At 46.9% G+C, this 18,154-nt stretch carries 6 protein-coding genes and 1 pseudogene; 3 read left to right on the top strand and 4 right to left on the bottom strand.

Going from position 1 to position 18,154, the window contains the following annotated elements; all coding sequences use genetic code 11:
- Window positions 1–126: 126 nt before the first annotated feature.
- Window positions 127–9,786, top strand: coding sequence for a CHAT domain-containing protein (locus tag QUB13_RS00035; RefSeq protein WP_333377455.1), 9,660 nt, complete (start codon window positions 127–129; stop codon window positions 9,784–9,786).
- Between the two features lie 264 nt (window positions 9,787–10,050).
- Here the strand turns inward: QUB13_RS00035 and QUB13_RS00030 are convergent, their stop codons facing one another.
- From QUB13_RS00030 to QUB13_RS00015, 4 genes are all read right to left on the bottom strand, one after another.
- Complete coding sequence (locus QUB13_RS00030) at window positions 10,051–10,476, bottom strand: hypothetical protein (RefSeq protein ID WP_333377452.1); 426 nt, start codon at window positions 10,474–10,476, stop codon at window positions 10,051–10,053.
- A gap of 362 nt (window positions 10,477–10,838) precedes the next feature.
- Window positions 10,839–13,151, bottom strand: coding sequence for an NAD-dependent DNA ligase LigA (gene ligA / locus QUB13_RS00025; protein WP_333377449.1), 2,313 nt, complete (start codon window positions 13,149–13,151; stop codon window positions 10,839–10,841).
- Window positions 13,152–13,272: 121 nt separating this feature from the next.
- Window positions 13,273–14,337: a vWA domain-containing protein gene (locus tag QUB13_RS00020; RefSeq protein WP_333377447.1), complete on the bottom strand. Its 1,065-nt coding sequence runs from the start codon at window positions 14,335–14,337 to the stop codon at window positions 13,273–13,275.
- 296 nt (window positions 14,338–14,633) lie between these two features.
- Window positions 14,634–15,614, bottom strand: coding sequence for an Npun_R2479 family HD domain-containing metalloprotein (locus tag QUB13_RS00015; RefSeq protein ID WP_333093534.1), 981 nt, complete (start codon window positions 15,612–15,614; stop codon window positions 14,634–14,636).
- Window positions 15,615–16,007: 393 nt separating this feature from the next.
- Here QUB13_RS00015 and QUB13_RS00010 point away from each other — a divergent pair, with 393 nt between their 5' ends.
- Together QUB13_RS00010 and QUB13_RS00005 are read left to right on the top strand one after the other, a co-directional pair.
- Entirely contained in the window at window positions 16,008–17,765 is a 1,758-nt protein-coding gene (locus tag QUB13_RS00010; RefSeq protein WP_333377443.1) for an alpha/beta hydrolase, read from the top strand.
- A gap of 183 nt (window positions 17,766–17,948) precedes the next feature.
- Window positions 17,949–18,154: pseudogene (locus tag QUB13_RS00005) on the top strand (photosystem II q(b) protein); the annotation flags it as partial.

Raw genomic sequence — 18,154 nt, 5'->3', positions numbered from 1 at the left:
GCCACATTCTACCGTTAAAATTTCACAGAGTGAGGAAGCTCTCACCCGCATTCTACGGTTGGTGATTGAAAAGTGTCTGGACTATTGATAAATACGATCGCACTTTAAACAAAATATTTAAACACAATGACAACCAACAAACTACATTTGCTCGGATGGTTATTCATTGTTGGCTGGCTGAGTGCCGGGGCTATGGGTTCGGCAAACGCGCAACCCATCGCCCCGGCACCGGACGGCACTAACACAGTTGTTACTCCCAACGGCAACCGCTACGACATTTCCGGGGGGTCTTTGAGCGGAGATAAGGCTAATCTTTTTCACAGTTTTACTCAGTTTGGCCTCAGCGAAGGTCAAACGGCTAACTTTCTGACTAATCCGAATATTCAAAATATTTTGGGGCGGATTACTGGGGGAAATCCTTCTTTAATCAATGGCTTAATTCAAGTTACGGGCGGCAATTCCAATTTATTTTTGATGAATCCTGCCGGCATGATTTTTGGGCCAAATGCCAGCCTCAACGTGCCGGGATCTTTTAATGCTACTACGGCTACAGGGATTGGTTTTGGGAACAATCAGTGGTTTAGTGCGATCGGCAATAACAACTGGGCAACTTTAATCGGGAATCCAAACAGTTTTGCGTTTACCAACTTGCAAGCTGGAAGTATTGTTAATGCAGGCAATTTGACGGTGACACCAGGTCAAAGTTTAAGTTTGACGGGCGGTACAGTTGTGAATACTGGCCAGCTAACTGCACCGGGGGGAAATATTCTGATTAGCGCCGTACCAGGTCAAAACTTGGTGCGGATTAGTCAAGTTGGAAATTTATTGAGTTTAGATATTGGGCCGACAACAATTCAAAGCTCGCTGCCGAATAATTGGACGCAGCCAGTGCTATCTTTGCCGGAGTTGCTGACTGGAAAAGGTGCGGCACAGGCCACGAATTTGACGGTAAATGCTAATGGCGAAGTTGTGTTGACGGGGAATGTTGCTGTGCCGGTAGCTGCGGGAACTGCGATCGCATCTGGCAGCATTAACGTCTCTGGCAACACTGGCGGTACTGTAAATATTTTAGGCGACAAAGTAGGAGTTATTGCTGGCAATATCAATGCTTCTGGGATTAACGGCGCAGGTAATGTACTGATTGGCGGAGATTATCAGGGTTTGGGGACGGTGCCCAATGCTGCGCGGACTTTTGTCAGTAGCGATTCGACGATTAATGCTGATGCTGTTAGTAATGGGAATGGCGGGCGAGTGATTGTTTGGGCTGATGAAACTACTCGCTTTAATGGCAATATTACGGCGAGAGGTGGCTTGTTTTCTGGGAATGGCGGCTTTGTGGAAGTGTCGGGAAAGCAATCGCTGGATTTTCAAGGATTAGTTGATTTGCGATCGACCTTTGGCCTCGCTGGCACCTTATTGTTAGATCCTACTGATATCACTATTAGCGCAGGTGCGGATGCAGGCGGCACATTAGGAGGAATATTTACGCCCTCCGCTGCTACTTCTACAATTAATAATGGGACGCTGCAAACACAGCTAGGTTTGGGAAATGTGACTATTTCCACTGCATCTGGTTTTGCGAATCAAGGCGATATTACAGTCAGCGCTCCGGTATCTTGGACTAATAGTAATTCCCTGACTCTGAATGCTAATAACAGCATATTTGTTAACAAAAATATCACCGCTAACGGCGGCAGTATCACCCTGAATGCAGATTTAGATGGCAGCGGTGCAGGGGCGATCGCCATTACCAATGCTATCATCAACTCCAACGGAGGCAACATCATTTTAGGAGGCGGCACCAACCCCTCAAATTCCCCAGCAGTAGGGACAGTGGCAAATTCCATTGGAGTTTCTCTCATCGATTCCACGCTCAATGCCGGGACTGGAAATATTTCTCTTAGAGGTCAAGGAGTCGCTGGAGTTAGTTTCAATCACGGCATTTCTCTTTCTAACAGCGGAATCACGACGGCTGGGACTGGAAGTATTACTCTCAATGGTACTGGCGGTAATGCAACTGGAAACAAAAACAAGGGGATTAACATTATTACCAGTACAGTGGAATCGATCGGGACAGGGAGTATTACTCTCAACGGTACTGGCGGGAACGGGATAGATAATAATCAAGGGATATCTATTGACAGCAGTACAGTGCGGGCTGGGGGAAATATAAACCTGGCTGGTAACGGTGCTGGAACTTTAACCCAAAACACCGGCGTTAGAATCATCAACTCTACAGTCGAGTCAACGCCCGGGAACGGGACTGTCACAATCACCGGGACCGGAGGAAATGGGACTGACAGCAATCAAGGGATAACTATTGATAATCCCAGCACGGTAAAATCGCAGAATGGAGATATCACCCTAACTGGAACAGGTAAGGGGAGCACGGGCAACAACAGGGGCATTTCGAGTTCAGGGGTGGTGGAGTCCACAGGCACCGGGAATGTGACTCTGAGCGGTGTTGGCGGCAATGGGACTGATAGCAATCAAGGGATACAACTTGGGGGTGGCACAGTGAAAGCACTCTCTGGAAATGTCAGTCTGACTGGTACAGGTGATGGGGCTGGGTCTACCAACGAAGGCATATATGTAGATAGTGGTGCTACAGTCCAAACCGCAGGCTTGGGAAAGGTGACGTTGACGGGTACGGCCAGTGCAGGGACGGGCACTAATTCCGGGATCTGGCTCAACAACGGCACGGTACGATCGGAGAATGGAGATATTGTTTTAACCGGTACCGCTGTAGGGACAGCATTTAGCAGCTACGGCATTAACTTAAACACCAGCATACCGCCGGTAACGGTGCAAGCTACGGGAACGGGTAATATTAGCCTCACGGGAAGTGCTAACAACAATTCCATTCCAATTAACCTCGCGGCCGGTGTGATTGATGCGGCTTTGGGCGGCAATGTCACTTTGACGGGCGATGAAATTCAACTGTTAGGGACGACTCAAGTCAATGGCAAGGGTACTATTACTTTACAGCCGCTGACACCGAGTTTAGGTGTTCTGATAGGCGGTACTCAGAATAACCCTGACGTTCCTCCTTTGAATCTGATTCAAGCGGAACTCGACACGTTAAAAGGGTTTTCGCAAATGGTTATTGGGCGGACGGATGGCACGGGGGCGATCGCCCTTGACCCCGCTGGTGTTACTTTTAATAACCCCGTCACAATTCAAGATTCCACAATTGCAGTCAATGGAAACATTACAGGTAAAAACAACGCTTCAATTACTTTTAATGCTGCAACCACTAACTTAAATGCAAATATTGTCACCAACGAACAGAATATTACCTTTGGTGGCAAAGTCTCTCTGGCTACGGGTTCTAATGTCACTCTCGATACTGGGTTAACGAATGCAGGCGATATTAATTTTGGGGGAACGGTTGACGGCGATGGCAACCTAGTTTTGACTGCGGGAACAGGCGTTATTAATGTCAACGGGCCAATTGGGGAGACTACAGGTTTGCGTTCCCTGACAACAATCAATTCTTTTGATGTTAAGAATCCGATCGACTTTTCGATTGAAACTACAGGCAATATTACCGTTGGTAGCATGAGAAATGCCGGACGGGCGATCGCCCTTACCAGCACTAATGGCGATATTGATACGAGTGCAGGGGCAATTGATACCACATCCAGTACCGGAAATGGAGGCCCAATTACACTAAGTGCCAACAATATTAATGCTAGTAATCTTAACTCCAGTTCCACTGGTGGCAATGGCGGAAACATCACACTCACGGGCAAAACAGGCAACATTTTTGCATACTCAGGAGTAGTTAATTCTAGTTCTAGTTCCGGTGCCGGTGGAGATATCGCGATCGCAACTCCCAATGAAGTTGGGATAAATAGCATTGATGGTAATGGATTGCCCGGTACTGGAAATATTAGCATTAGCGGGAATGAGATTGGCTTTTCGGGAGCAGGTGCCGCGCAGGGTAAAGGCACTTTTTCAATTGCGCCGTTTTCGCCGAATGTAGGAATCCGCTTCCAGGCTGGACTTGGTGACGATCCACAGGCGATCGATGTAGGAGCACCGTTTTTATCCTCATTGCGTAATGGCTTTAGCGCCATTGTTTTCGGAGGGAACACTACTACAGGCAATATCACTGTAGATAATTTGCCAGTATCTTTTGCAGATCCTGTGACTTTCAATACTCAAGGCACTATTTTTGTCAATCCCAATCAATCGATTTCGGGAACTGATAATGCTTCCATTACTCTCAACGCTACAACTAATAACTTAAATGGCAATATTACCACCCAATCTCAAGATATCACAATTAACGGCAATACCCTAGTTGGAGATAGTGTATTAGTCAGCAATGGCAATTCAGCAGGTGGCAATATTCTGTTTAACAATAACATTGATGGCAGCGGCAATCTCACTTTAGAAACAGGTACAGTAAACTTTTCAGTTAAATCGGCAATAGGCAACACCACACCATTAGGAAATATCACGGTCAAGAGTGCTGGTACAGCTACATTTAATGCTGTCACGGCTACCAGTTTCACCACTAATGTTGGCGGCACAACTCAACTTAATGGCAATGTGACAACCACCGGCGCTCAAACTTATGCAGATGCAGTGACAATTGCCAACAATCCGATTCTTTCAGGTGACAGCATTACTTTCGATAATACTGTAGATGGTACCAGCGATTTGACGGCGAAGGCGGTTAGCGGTAATGTGACATTTAACGGTGCAGTTGGTGCTGCAAGTGCGATCGGCAATTTAACAGCTAACTCTACAGGAACAACTGCATTTAATCAAACAGTCAATGCCGCGAGTTTGACTACAGATATTGGCGGTACAACTCAACTTAATGGCAATGTGACAACCACCGGCGCTCAAACTTATGCAGATGCAGTGACAATTGCCAACAATCCGATTCTTTCAGGTGACAGCATTACTTTCGATAATACTGTGGATGGCACCAGCGATTTGACTGCGAATGCGGTGAGCGGTAATGTGACATTTAATGGTGCAGTTGGCAATACCGCAACATTAGGAAACATTACCGCTAACTCTACAGGAACCACCGCATTTAATCAAACAGTCAATGCAGCAAGTTTAACCACAGATGCTGGCGGCACAACTACACTCAATGGCGATGTCAAGACAACCGGCAGTCAAACCTACGGAGATGCTGTGACAATTGCCAAGAATCCGACTCTCACAGGGAACGGCATTACTTTCAACAATACTGTTAACTCCAATAACATCGGCAGCGATTTGACTGTGGATGGGACGACTGGTGATGTTACATTCAATGGTGCAGTTGGTGCTGCAAGTGCGATCGGCAAATTAACAGTTAACTCTACAGGAACCACCGCATTTAATCAAACAGTCAATGCCGCAAGTCTAACCACAGATGCTGGGGGCACAACTCAAGTCAAGGGAAATGTCACTACAACCGGCGCTCAAACTTACGGAGATGCAGTGACAATTGCCAACAATCCGATTCTTTCAGGTGACAGCATTACTTTCGATAATACTGTGGATGGCACCAGCGATTTGACTGCGAATGCGGTGAGCGGTAGTGTTACATTCAATGGTGCAGTTGGCAATACCGCAACATTAGGAAACATTACCGTTAATAGTACAGGAACAACTGCATTTAATGCCGTCAAGGCTGCTAGCGTCACCACTAACGCTGGCGGCACAACTCAACTGAATGGCGATGTGACAACTACGGGAAGTCAAACTTATGGAGATGCTGTCACTGTTGCCAATAATCTGATTATTTCAGGTGACAATCTTACTTTTGATAATACAGTTAACGGCAGTAGCGAGTTGACTGTGAATGGGGATACCGGTAATGTTACATTTAATGGTGCAGTTGGCAATGCTAATTCTTTAAGTAAGTTGCAAATTAGCGGAAAAAATATCAATGCAAATTCTGCGATTAACGTAGCTGGCGATATTGGAATTTCGGCTGATACTATCAATTTGCAAGGAGCTTTAACTACTACCAATAACGGCACGCTAATAATTAGCAATACGGGTAATCTAAATATTTTAAATAATCTGAACTTAGACGGTGCATTTAATCAAAATGGCGCGGGAAGCGTGGCCCTGAGCGGAAATATCACCACAACTAATGATAACATTAGTTTTAGCGGCCCGGTGACATTAAAAGCTCCTGTAAATTTTACACTCGGAGATGCAACTATTGCTTTCGGTTCTAGTTTATCGGCAGGTAGTAACCCGCTGACTTTAACTGCCGGTGAAATTGATTTTTCAGGTAACGTTTCTGGTACGGGCGCGCTAACGCTGCAACCAGCAACAGCAGGACAAAATATTGCGGTTGGCGGAACTGACAACAATACTAGCGCTTTAGATTTGACTGGATCGGAACTTAATTTGATTCAAAATGGATTTAGCTCGATCGCGATCGGGCGATCGGATAGCACCGCCAAGGTTAGTATACCTAATAATCTCACATTTTTAGACCCCGTAACTATTCAAGGGGGAACTGGGACGATCGCACTTAATGGCACTCTGACGGGCAATGACAACAGCAGTATCGCCCTCAACGCTTCCACAATTAATTTAAATTCTGGCATCAATACCAATAAAAATCCGATCGCCCTTAACGGCACTATCCAACTCGGAAACGATATTAATCTCAGTAGCGGCGGCGGAGATATTAAAATAGTTGGTGCGATCGACGGCAATCATTTGTTAAACTTAGATGCAGCTACAGGCAATGTGCTGGTGCAAGGAAATATCGGCGGAACAGCACCACTTTCTGTTTTGAATGTTACCGCAAAGCAAGCGGAATTGACAGGTAATATTGCGAGCAATTCGGGTTTTAATATTGCTGCTGATAGGACTAAATTGGGTGGCAATGTTACTACCAATAATGGCAATATCAATATTAACGGTGTTCTCGGGTTGACGAAAGACGCGATATTGAGCACGGGTGGCGGAAATATTGCCTTTGGAGGTGCGATCGACAGTATTGATGCGGCCCGCAGCCTAAATCTGGATGCAGGTAGCGGCAGCATCACTTTCAGCGCAGCAGTCGGCGCCACTGGACAGTTAGCAAATGTTGCGATCAAAAATGCTGGCGACGTAACAGCCAACTCGACAATTAACGTGCAAAGCTTGCAAATAAATAGCGCGGAAAATATCAATTTATTGGGCAATGTCGCTGCTTCAAATGCTGGAAATGGAGGGACGATTGAGCTTTTGAGCCCGCAGGGAAAAGTGAATGCTCAAGATTTGAATACAGCGGGAAATACGGGCGGGAACATCACCGTTAAAGCTTTAAATTCAATTACGGCGGGACAAATTACCTCCTTCGGTACAGCGGGAAATGGCGGCAATGTGTTCTTAGATCCGATCGGCGATATTCAAGTAGAATTTATCAATGCCCAAGGCGGTACTGGCGGCACCGGCGGCGATGTCACAGCAATAACAGGCAATTTTTTCCGCGCTACTGGTACTTTTTCCACCCCACTTTCGCCGACGGGATTGGCTAGCATTTCTACTGCTGGCGGTGCCGGTGGTGGCCAAATTACAATTGTGCACGCTGGGGGAGATGGAGGGACGCCGATTCAACCGTTTGTCGTTGGAAATGCTGCTAGCAACGGTACGGCGGGTGCAATTACCACGGGACAATCTAGCATTACATCGCAGTCGTTTCCGCGTTCTAGTAGTGTGGGTAATATTGCGTTTTCGACTGACGACGGGATCGATCCCACGCCGATAATTCCGCCGACAATTCCGCCGACAACTCCACCCACAATTCCGCCGACAACTCCGCCGACAACTCCGCCGACAACTCCGCCGATAATTCCGCCCACAACGGAAACAACTCCGCCGATAATTCCGCCGACAATTCCGCCGATAATTCCGCCCACAACTCCGCAGATAATTCTGCCCACAACTCCGCAGATAATTCCGCCCACAACTCCGCCGACAACGGAAACTATTCCGCCGATAATTCCGCCGATAATTCCGCCGATAATTCCGCCAACAACGGAAACAATTCCACCAACTATTCCACCAACTATTCCGCCGACAACGGAAACAATTCCGCCGACAATTCCGCTGACAATTCCGCCGATAACGGAAACAATTCCGCTGACAATTCCGCCGACAATTCCGCCGATAACGGAAACAATTCCGCCGACAATTCCGCTGACAATTCCGCCGACAACGGAAACAATTCCGCCGATTGTTGGGCTGACACCGCCGCTGCTGCAGTCGGTAGCAGTAACTTCGATCGACTTTAACGCATTACCACCCAGGACGATCGCACCCGTCGCCATACCAGCAACACCACTATCGCCCACAGCCACAGCAAAACCAGCACCGCAACCCTCAATCCCCGATCCAGAAGACTTGCAAGGCCGTCGCAAAATTCCACCGCTAGACAATCCCGGCGCTGCTGCCGATCAAATTTTAAGACTTGATTCGAGTATCATCAGTCAGTTGCCCCCGGCATACCGACCTGCAACAGTTCCCAGCAGGGAAACAGCACCACCACTAACCCCTAATTCTTCTTTAGTTCTGGGATATGTTCCACCTCCCGATCGACTTTTTGAAGGTAACGACATAGAAAAAACAGTCTGGGGAATTGAACAAACAAGGAATCAAGAATTTGGACAATATCTGGGAGTAACAGCCAATCTTCCCGATCAAAAAGTCATGATTTCGACATTCCAACAAACTTTACAAAATATCGAACAGCAAACCGGCAAGCGGTCTGGTATCATCTACATAATCTCGCTAGCCGATCGACTAGAACTAATTTTAGTTCCTCCCGTGGGGCGGCCGATTCACTACAGCGTCCCTGAAGCCAACAGAGCAGCTCTTTTTCCATTTGTTCAGGAGTTGCAGGCTGAAATCACCAGTCCGGGAAAACGCGGTACTACCACTTATCTACGCGCCGCCCAGCAATTATATAAATGGGCGATCGCACCCCTAGACAAAGACTTAAAAAACTTAGGAATTCAGACATTGTTACTGTCAGTCGATCCCGGATTGAGGAGTATGCCCTTTGCCGCTTTGCACGACGGTAAAGGCTTCTTGATTGAAAAATACAGTTTCAGCCTCATTCCGAGTTTTAGCTTGACTAATAGCGATTATAAAGCAGTTACAGATGCCACAGTGCTAGCAATGGGAAGGTCAGAATTTGTTAACCAAAAACCCTTGCTCAGTGTGCCGATCGAATTGCAGGCGATTTCGGCTCAGTGGCACGGGCCGTCTTTCCTCAATTCGACTTTCACTTTAGATAATCTCAACTCCGAACACGCCAAAAGAGGATTTCGGATAGTTCACCTAGCAACCCACGCTGACTTCCAACCGGGAAAACCAAGCAATTCTTACATTCAACTGTGGAATTCCAAATTGCAGCTCGATCGCCTAGAAAGTTTAAATTGGCGCAATCCGCAGGTAGACTTATTAGTATTAAGTGCTTGTAGAACAGCCTTGGGCGATGGGGAAGCAGAGTTAGGTTTTGGAGGTTTAGCGGTAAAATCCGGCGCGAAATCTGCTTTAGGGAGTTTGTGGTATGTTGACGACGGAGGCACTTTGGCGCTGATGAGTGAATTTTACCATCAGTTGCGAGGAGCTACAACGAAGGCAGAAACTTTGCAACTTGCTCAACAGGCGATGATTGCTCATAAAGTTCGGCTCGAAAACGGGCAGTTAGTTACAACAGGCGGCAAGTTAAATTTACCTGCTAATTTACAACAAGAAAACCAAGATTTTTCTCATCCTTACTACTGGAGTAGTTTCACTCTAATTGGAAGTCCTTGGTAAGCTGTCATATTTTAGCTCGTGTTGGGTAAAATTAACCATTCTAGGTTGTAATGAGGACTAAAGTAGGAGCGAGTTTTATGAGGACTTGAGTCCTCACTAAGAAGAGGTTTGATGATGGGTTATGATGAGCAATTAATTAAATTTTAGATTTTAAATAGAACCCCACAGATGAATCTGGGGGCTTGAACTAACGTCCAAACTTTTTTTCTCACCGCGACTCCTGTCGGGGATGGTATCCGTCTTTCAGTCAGAGCGAGTCAAAAATTATCTGACAGCAGAAGCTCTGGGCCCAAGCTGTTTCAAATTAGGTGTCGCAGTTCCGTAATTGACTCGACAGCCGATATTGAACAAACTCGAACTGCACTCAAGAGGGACAATCTGCTGATCGAGGAGGGCACTGCAACTGACATACTCGTCGTTATTAGTATCTCTTACCATACATTCGATCGCTCTAGCACCCGATCGACTCGCCCAACTCTTCATACCTGCGACTGCAATCATGTGCTGCCAGTAAAACCAAAACAGCAACACTCCAAACAGTACGGCCACTGCTAATCCTGCTTTAATCTTCCAACTGCCCAGGATATTTCCCAAGCTACTTTTTAAGTTTTCCGTCACAGAAATAGGGGTTTCGGAACTTATTTCTGGAGGCGGCAAATTTGTTTGTGTTGGTTCTGGGATTTCCGACATCACGTAGCTCCTCTGATTTTTGCGATTTGCTGGGAATTGCCGGAGGCGATGGCGCACTCTTGCAAATTATCTCAGATTTTAGCAAAACTCGTCTGTACTGGCAACCTCAAAAAGCAGTAGCGCCCTGGAAGTATGTATATTGTATCGATCGCGAGCGCGATTTATATGCCTTTTGAGGTATTGCACAATTCGCGTTAGCGGAGCCCTCGAAGAGGATCGGCTATTTTGCACCTAGGGAAATAGAATTGTTGGCGATGTTCTTTGAAAACGGCTGAAATGAATCAGCTTTTTTTGCGAACCGCAGAGGCCGCAGAGGGCGCAGAGAAAGAGGAAACAGAGATATATTGACTTTCACCAATCATTTATGGTTTCGATAGCAGTTCTAATAACTCAGATTCCGAAAGTAGTTTTACCCCCAAAGATTGAGCTTTTTCTAATTTAGAACCCGCATCTTCACCCACAACCACATAATCAGTTTTAGCACTAACAGAACCTGTGACTTTACCTCCAGCTTTGACAATTAAATCTTTGGCTTCATCTCGTTTTAGAGTCGGCAAAGTTCCAGTCAGCACAAAGGTTTTGCCAGCAAATTGTAAATTTATATCGGCTAAATTCTGACTTTTCACTTCTGAGTGCAATTGCAATCCCGCAGTTTTTAACCGTGTGATTAAACTTTGATTTGCCGGAACTCGAAACCACTGAGAAACCGATTGTGCAATCTCCGGCCCGATGCCGTACACGCCCTCAATCGCAGCGGCCGATACTGCGGCTAACTCTTCCACATTTGCAAACCTTTCTGTCAGCAATTGAGCGTTGACACTACCAACGTGGCGGATTCCGAGGCCGTAAAGTACCCGCGAATAAGGTTGATTTTTCGATTGGGCGATCGCACTTACCAACTTTTGGGCCAACTTCTTACCCATGCGTTCCAAACCCATCAATCTTTCCGCAGTCAAATCGTACAAATCCGCCGCAGAATTGAGCAGATTGCTATCAACCATCTGCTGCACCAACTTTTCCCCAACACCGTTAATATCCAGAGCATCCCGGCTGCAAAAATGAATCAGCGAACCCCTCAAAATTGCCGGACAAGATGTATTTATGCAGCGAGTAACGGCCTCCCCTTTTTCCCGAACCACAGGCTGGGCGCATTCGGGACAGCAACTAGGCATTTGAAAAAGTTGAGCATTTTGGGGACGAAGTTCCGGCAAAACTCGCACAACTTCTGGTATAATCTCTCCAGCTTTTCTGACAATCACAGTATCGCCAATGTGGAGATTTAGCTCGGAAAGTCGATCGCTATTGTGGAGAGAAGCGCGCGAAACCGTGGTTCCAGCCAACTGCACCGGTTTGAGTTCCGCTACAGGTGTCAGAGCTCCGGTTCTTCCTACTTGTACGGTGACTCCTTCCACCATTGTAGGGACTTCGGCGGCCGGATACTTCAGGGCGATCGCCCAACGCGGAAATCTTTGAGTAAAACCCAATTGTTTTTGCAACAAAACCGGATTAACCTTAACAACAACCCCATCAGTCATGTAAGGCAAATTTCCCCGCTCAATATCCCAAAATTCGTAATACTCCCGCACCTCATCCAAAGAATAGCAAACTTTGCGATTGGGATTCACCTTAAACCCCATTCTTCGCAACAACTCCAAAGATTCCCACTGCGTGTCACCCTCATTCCCCTCATCTAAATACAGAGTATAAGCAAAGAAATCCAACCGTCGCTTATCCACAACTTTAGAATCCAACTGCCGCAGCGTACCCGCCGCCGCATTCCTAGGATTAGCAAACAATTGTTCCCCCGCTTTTTCCCGTTCCCGATTAATTTCTTCAAACACAGCTAAAGACAAAAAAGCCTCTCCCCGCACTTCCACAATCGGCGGCGGATTATCTAAATTGAGCTTTAAAGGAATCGAACGAATAGTTTTGACATTTTGAGTAATTTCCTCTCCCCTAATGCCGTCTCCGCGCGTCGCACCGCGAACTAAAACCCCATTTTCATAGGTTAACGCTAAAGCAGAACCGTCAATTTTTAACTCGCAAACATAGGAAACCCCCCCCAGCCCCCCCTTGCTAAGGGGGGGAGCAGTTTCCCTGTTTTTCTTATTGCTAAGCCCAGGTACATTTCCCTCTTGTTCCCCCCCTTGATAAGGGGGGGTTAGGGGGGGTGCATTTCCCTCTTGACCGGGGGTTAGGGAGGGTGCATTTCCCTCTTGTTCCCCCCCTTGATAAGGGGGGGTTAGGGGGGGTGCATTTCCATCTTGAGCGGGGGTTAGGGAGGGTGCATTTCCATCTTGTCCCCCCCCTTGATAAGGGGGGGTTAGGGGGGGTGAATTTCCATCTTGAGCGGGGGTTAGGGGAGGTGCTACCCTTTGCCATCGTTCCTGCCATTTAGCAAATTCCTCAAAATTAAAAGCATTTTCCAAACTGTAGAGAGGAATATTGTGCTTGACGCTAAAAAATTGAGTAGCCGGCTGTTCTCCCACGCGCTGAGTCGGACTTTCGGCAGTAATTAATTCAGGATAATCTGATTCTAACTCTTGTAACTGTCGATAAAGGCGATCGTACACCTCATCTGGCATAATCGGCGCATCGAGAACATAATAAGCATAGTTAGCTTTCTGTAGCTGCTGCCTCAACTGTTTAACTCGCTGCTGAATGTCTGGTTGCATATTAACTTAAAATTGTAGATTTTTTAACCGCAGATGTCTAGAAAAAAATATCACAAACACAATAAAAATGTTAGCATTTTCTACCTCAATCTGCGGTTGTTGTTTGGACGTTTAAAATCGATTAACGATCCCAATCTTCAACTTCATAAAGGAAACGAGTTCCCCCCATCAGCTTGCGATTCGCCGAGGTACTTTGCACAAAAACCGCATACTTTTCTAGATTGCTCGGTTTGAGACGCACAGTCTCCCCCATTGGCAAACCCAACATTTCTCGCGCCGCTTCTCCTTCAAACAAATCCCCTGTCGAACGCTCCATCAGCACAATTTCTTTCTTACCTTGGATAGTTTCTGTTTTAGTAAACTCATAAAACCCGCGCCCGGTTTTAAAAGCCAAACCATTCTCCAGCACAAAAGCTTTAATTGAAATCTCGTTATCTACTTCTAGAATCTGAAATCTCCCCGGTTTGACAGCTCGCAATTCGGCTGATTCATAAACAGCAGCGCCTTCCCGCTTCAGCATGGTATCAAACATTTTGTTTAATCCGCGACTCATGCGACCTTCACTGACAACTTCTTGCTCGTAAGCTTGTAGTTGTTCGTTAGATGACTGTTGGTAACAAACTGCTAAAAACAAATCTGTGATGTAGGAAAATTGGTCGAGATTGAGGTGAAAACCGCCAGACTTTTCGGCTAGTTCTTTATAGAATAAAGTAGCGTGGTTGCGGTTGAGAGCTTGGATGCCGTAAACGGCAATTCCCATCTGTGCTAACTTATCTACTTCCTGACGCCAGTTAAGTTTTTGAGGAGTTTGAGCGGGTGCGTGCGGGATGTCATCGCCAATGAGTACCAATGTTTTGGAATTAGTTGGAGTCCAAGAAAGTGATTGAGCTTCGTGCAAGACTAATTCATAACATTCTGGAGCATCGCCACCGCCAGTTGGTTCTACATTTTGCACAAAATTGCAAATCTTGTCGGCATCGCCCGACAAATCGAGGTGTTTAGTCACGTAAGTGCTGCCAGCGTCGCAATAGTCCCCGTGAGCAATAATGCCAATCCGAATGCCAGGAATTTCATCAAGCAGTCTTGTCACCGTCTCTTTAATTTTCCGGCGAACTTGCGTCAAACAAGGATACATACTGCCAGTTGTATCAAAGCTAAAAACGACTTCTATGTTGTTGGTTGCCATCACTTAACTCTCTCTAAACAACAAGGATTTCTTAGGAACAAGACTTTAATCTTTTAAACATTTGTTACACTTTTCTCTCTTCAAAAGTGGTGGAGTAAAGAGAGGCAGAACTTCTGGATCTGCATTACCAGGTAGAGCCTGGTAACGAGCAAACGAGCAAACGAGTAAGTAACAGTTATTTAATTGTCATTCCTTAGTTGTATTATAACTCAATAAAAAAATCAGCAGCTCTAGATTTACCATTTGTTGTAATTATAACTGGCGTTGATAGCTGCTGAATTATATCGATAAATCTCTCACAAATTCAGATCGGCAAACTCGCTAAATTTCTTGTTATCCCCGGAGGTAGAAAGTTGAAGGCGATCGTTGTTGTGTTCGCCGTTCAAGTTGTTGTTAGCACGGGATTTAATTAATTCTTGAGCGTTTGTTTTGTTGAAAGCGAGCGGTTCAGCGTGTTCTACTTGAAACACGTTAGCGTAGAGGTTGGCAATAATTTGTTTGCCGCCCTGGGTTAATTCCAAGTAGTTCAAAGCTGCTGGAATGTATGGAAAAACTCCGTTCCAATAAAACTTGGCGTAATTTTGTCGCAAATCTCCCGGAGAATTGTAGCCCAAGATTTTATTAGTGCCGACTTCTTCAAATTCGTAGAATAGCGCACTGATTTTTCGCAGGTAATTGGGGTCGCTCAACTGACCGATCAAATCGGCGGCCCTCGCTAGTCCAGAATAATTGTTTCTGTCTTGATGAGTTTCGCTAGCAGGAACTGGGAAGCGCGTCAATTCAATATTGCGCTTGATTTGTTCGGCATCAATTAAGGTGTGGCCGCCGAAGCGTTCGTCAATTACGAGTTTTCCTCGATCGACATGATAAGCAGTTAAACTGGCAGAAGTAGCGCCGACCGGTACAGAAACCATGCCCCCGTCAATACCCGTAGCGTAGAGTCCGACAGCTTCTTGGTCTTGGCGGCAAACACCTTTCACGTAGCCGATATCGTGGCACAGCAGCGAGATCAGGTAGTGCAGCCAATCTTCCGGCGACACTCCCCCTTCGCGAATATGCTTACCCCGCAGAATTTCTTGCCCCACCAATGCCACGAGCATTGTGTGTTCCACATTGTGGTACAAAGCATCGCAGTTAGCGATATTTTCCAGAGCCATCGTCCCCGCCCAGGCGATAATTTCTGGATAGTCAGGCTTGTACTTGCCGTAGGTGCGGCGGTAGCCGGCCTGCAGCTCTTGCACAAAAGCGTCAATCAGGATAGCAGTTGCATTGAACATGATAAATTTTCTCATTCAGACTCTAGTTACAAACTCGATCGCAAATATGTTGGATAGCTGAAAAAATAATCAATGGGCATAACCGTAGGTTTGACCCCTCGCCCAAAGATGGATAGAAGCCCCCAAATTTTGTTGTTCTGTGCCCTAAATTTTAGACTTTTGTTCCTGCTTTGGCGATTCCTCTGTCCAGGAAATTTAAAATCTCAAATCGACTGACCCCGGGCGCGTTGAATTAAAAATTTCCGAAGAATGTTTTCAGGTCATAAAATTACTCTCAGACTATGCTTCCCACGATAACCTAATTTCCGAAGCAACTGATAGATTTTTTGGCATTAAATATTGGCGAAACAATTTAGACCGTTTCACCGACTAATTAATTAGAATGTGCTAGGTATGAAAGTTATGAACTGTCTGTTTCCGAGTCTCTCTACTGCTGCCCTTCGCACTCGGCGGTCGATCGCCCCAAAATACCTAGGATTGTTTGCATTCACTGCTGTTTGCACCGCTGCACCAGCTTTCGGGGCCGAGCGAATCTACGTAACTTACGGGCCGCTAGAAGAATCAGTTCCGATCGAATCTTTGGCACTATTCGCCAAAGAAGGCAAAATAGACTCGAACTTGGACGGCTTTGCTCAGTACGCCAAAAAAGCTCAGCTAGCTCAGATTCGCAGCGCCCTGCAAGCGAAAGCTGAAATCAGCCCCGTGACGATCGCCCAATTCCTCTACACGCCTCAAGGAGAAGTGCTGCTGGAACGCTTGGGCCGAGTAGTTCAAACCAAAGCTCGGCAGCCCGGATTTTATGCCATCCGAGCGGCCCTGATTTTAGCAGCCGCCGATCCAGAAGGCCTGACAATTCTCAACGTGCTGCAAAAATTCCCTACTTACGGCATCAGGATTGACGTTGCGCGCGCCTTGGGCATCGCCGACAACCTGACATCGCTGATCAACCGTTCCAATCGGGCGATCGCCGGAGTCATCAAGTTGTCGGAAGCAGCAGCAGCCTCTGAGCCAGCGATACCGCCTGCAGAAATGCTACAGCCCCAGCTACCGGGCCCCTATACTTGGCAAAAATCATCGGTAACTATAACGAGTCCAAGTCGCAATCGCACCTTTGATATGGACATTTACCTGCCCCTGCAAAGCCCGCAACCGGCCCCTGTAGTAGTAATTTCTCACGGCTTAGGTTCTGATCGCCTTTCCTTCGAGTATTTAGCCAAACAGCTAGCCTCCTACGGCTTTGCCGTCGCCGTTCCCGAACATCCAGGCAGCAACGCCCAACAAATCCAAAACCTAGTAACAGGCAAAACCAACGAAGTAGCACAACCAGCAGAATTTATTAACCGCCCCCTCGACATCAAAGATTTGCTCGATTATTTAACCAAACTTTCGACTACCAATCCTGCCTACCGAGGGCTGCTCGACTTGCAGCGAGTCGGCATCATCGGCCAGTCTTTCGGCGGCTATACAGCTTTAACATTAGCCGGAGCGGGGATTAATTTTGCCCAGCTAGACAAAGACTGCCAGCGAGAAAACGAAACTTGGAACCTCTCCCTGCTGTTGCAGTGCCGCGCCCGCAGCCTAGATCGCAACCAGTACAATTTCAGCGATCCGCGCATCAAAGCTGCGATCGCCATCAACCCGATCGCCAGCAGCATTCTCGGAGAGACAAACCTCAGCCAAATAAAAATCCCAATCATGGTAGTCGGAGGCAGCGCCGATACAGTCGCCCCAGCTTTGCTCGAACAAATTCAACCTTTCACTTGGCTGACATCGCCCAACAAATATTTGGTACTGATGAACAACGGGACTCACTTCTCAACGATCGAGGATTCCCCTCAAAGCGTCTTTCTGCCACCACCAGATGTCATCGGGCCCGAACCTGCTTTAGCCCGCCGCTACGTCAACGGACTCAGCGTAGCCTTCATGGAAACCTATTTGAACAACAAATCAAATTTCCGCCCGTATTTACAGCCGAACTACGCTCTAAGCATCTCGCGAGACACTCTCGGACTAAGAATTTTGCGATCGCTCACCCCAGAGCAACTCCAGCAGTTCAGCAGTGCGCCACCAGCTCGCAATGCTGCGCCTCCACTGCCGATCGAGCCACCTCCTGTGCCTTCTCAACCTCCGCTACCACCGGTTCCGCGTTAAGAGGTAGGATGCGCCAAAGACCGCCCTGTGATATATTTTCCCCCTGGCACCAGGACTCATCAGCTTTCCCGATCACCTTCATCAGTTTAACTGTCGCTACAGGCCTTTACAAACCTTCACGACATCGTTAATAATAGAGACATCATCCGAACATTGACAACCAAATAACGCAATCATAAACACATGACAGCCACCTTACAGCAGCGCGAAAGCGCTAACTTGTGGGATCAGTTTTGCAACTGGGTCACCAGCACCGACAACCGCATCTATGTAGGTTGGTTCGGCGTCCTGATGATTCCTACCTTGCTAACTGCCACAATCTGCTACATCACTGCCTTCATCGCAGCCCCTCCCGTAGACATCGACGGCATCCGCGAACCTGTTGCAGG

The organism is Microcoleus sp. B4-D4, from assembly GCF_036705185.1.
In the GTDB taxonomy this organism is placed as follows: domain Bacteria; phylum Cyanobacteriota; class Cyanobacteriia; order Cyanobacteriales; family Microcoleaceae; genus Microcoleus.
Note: the sequence above shows the minus strand (reverse complement) of the source record. Positions and strands in the feature narration are given on the sequence as shown.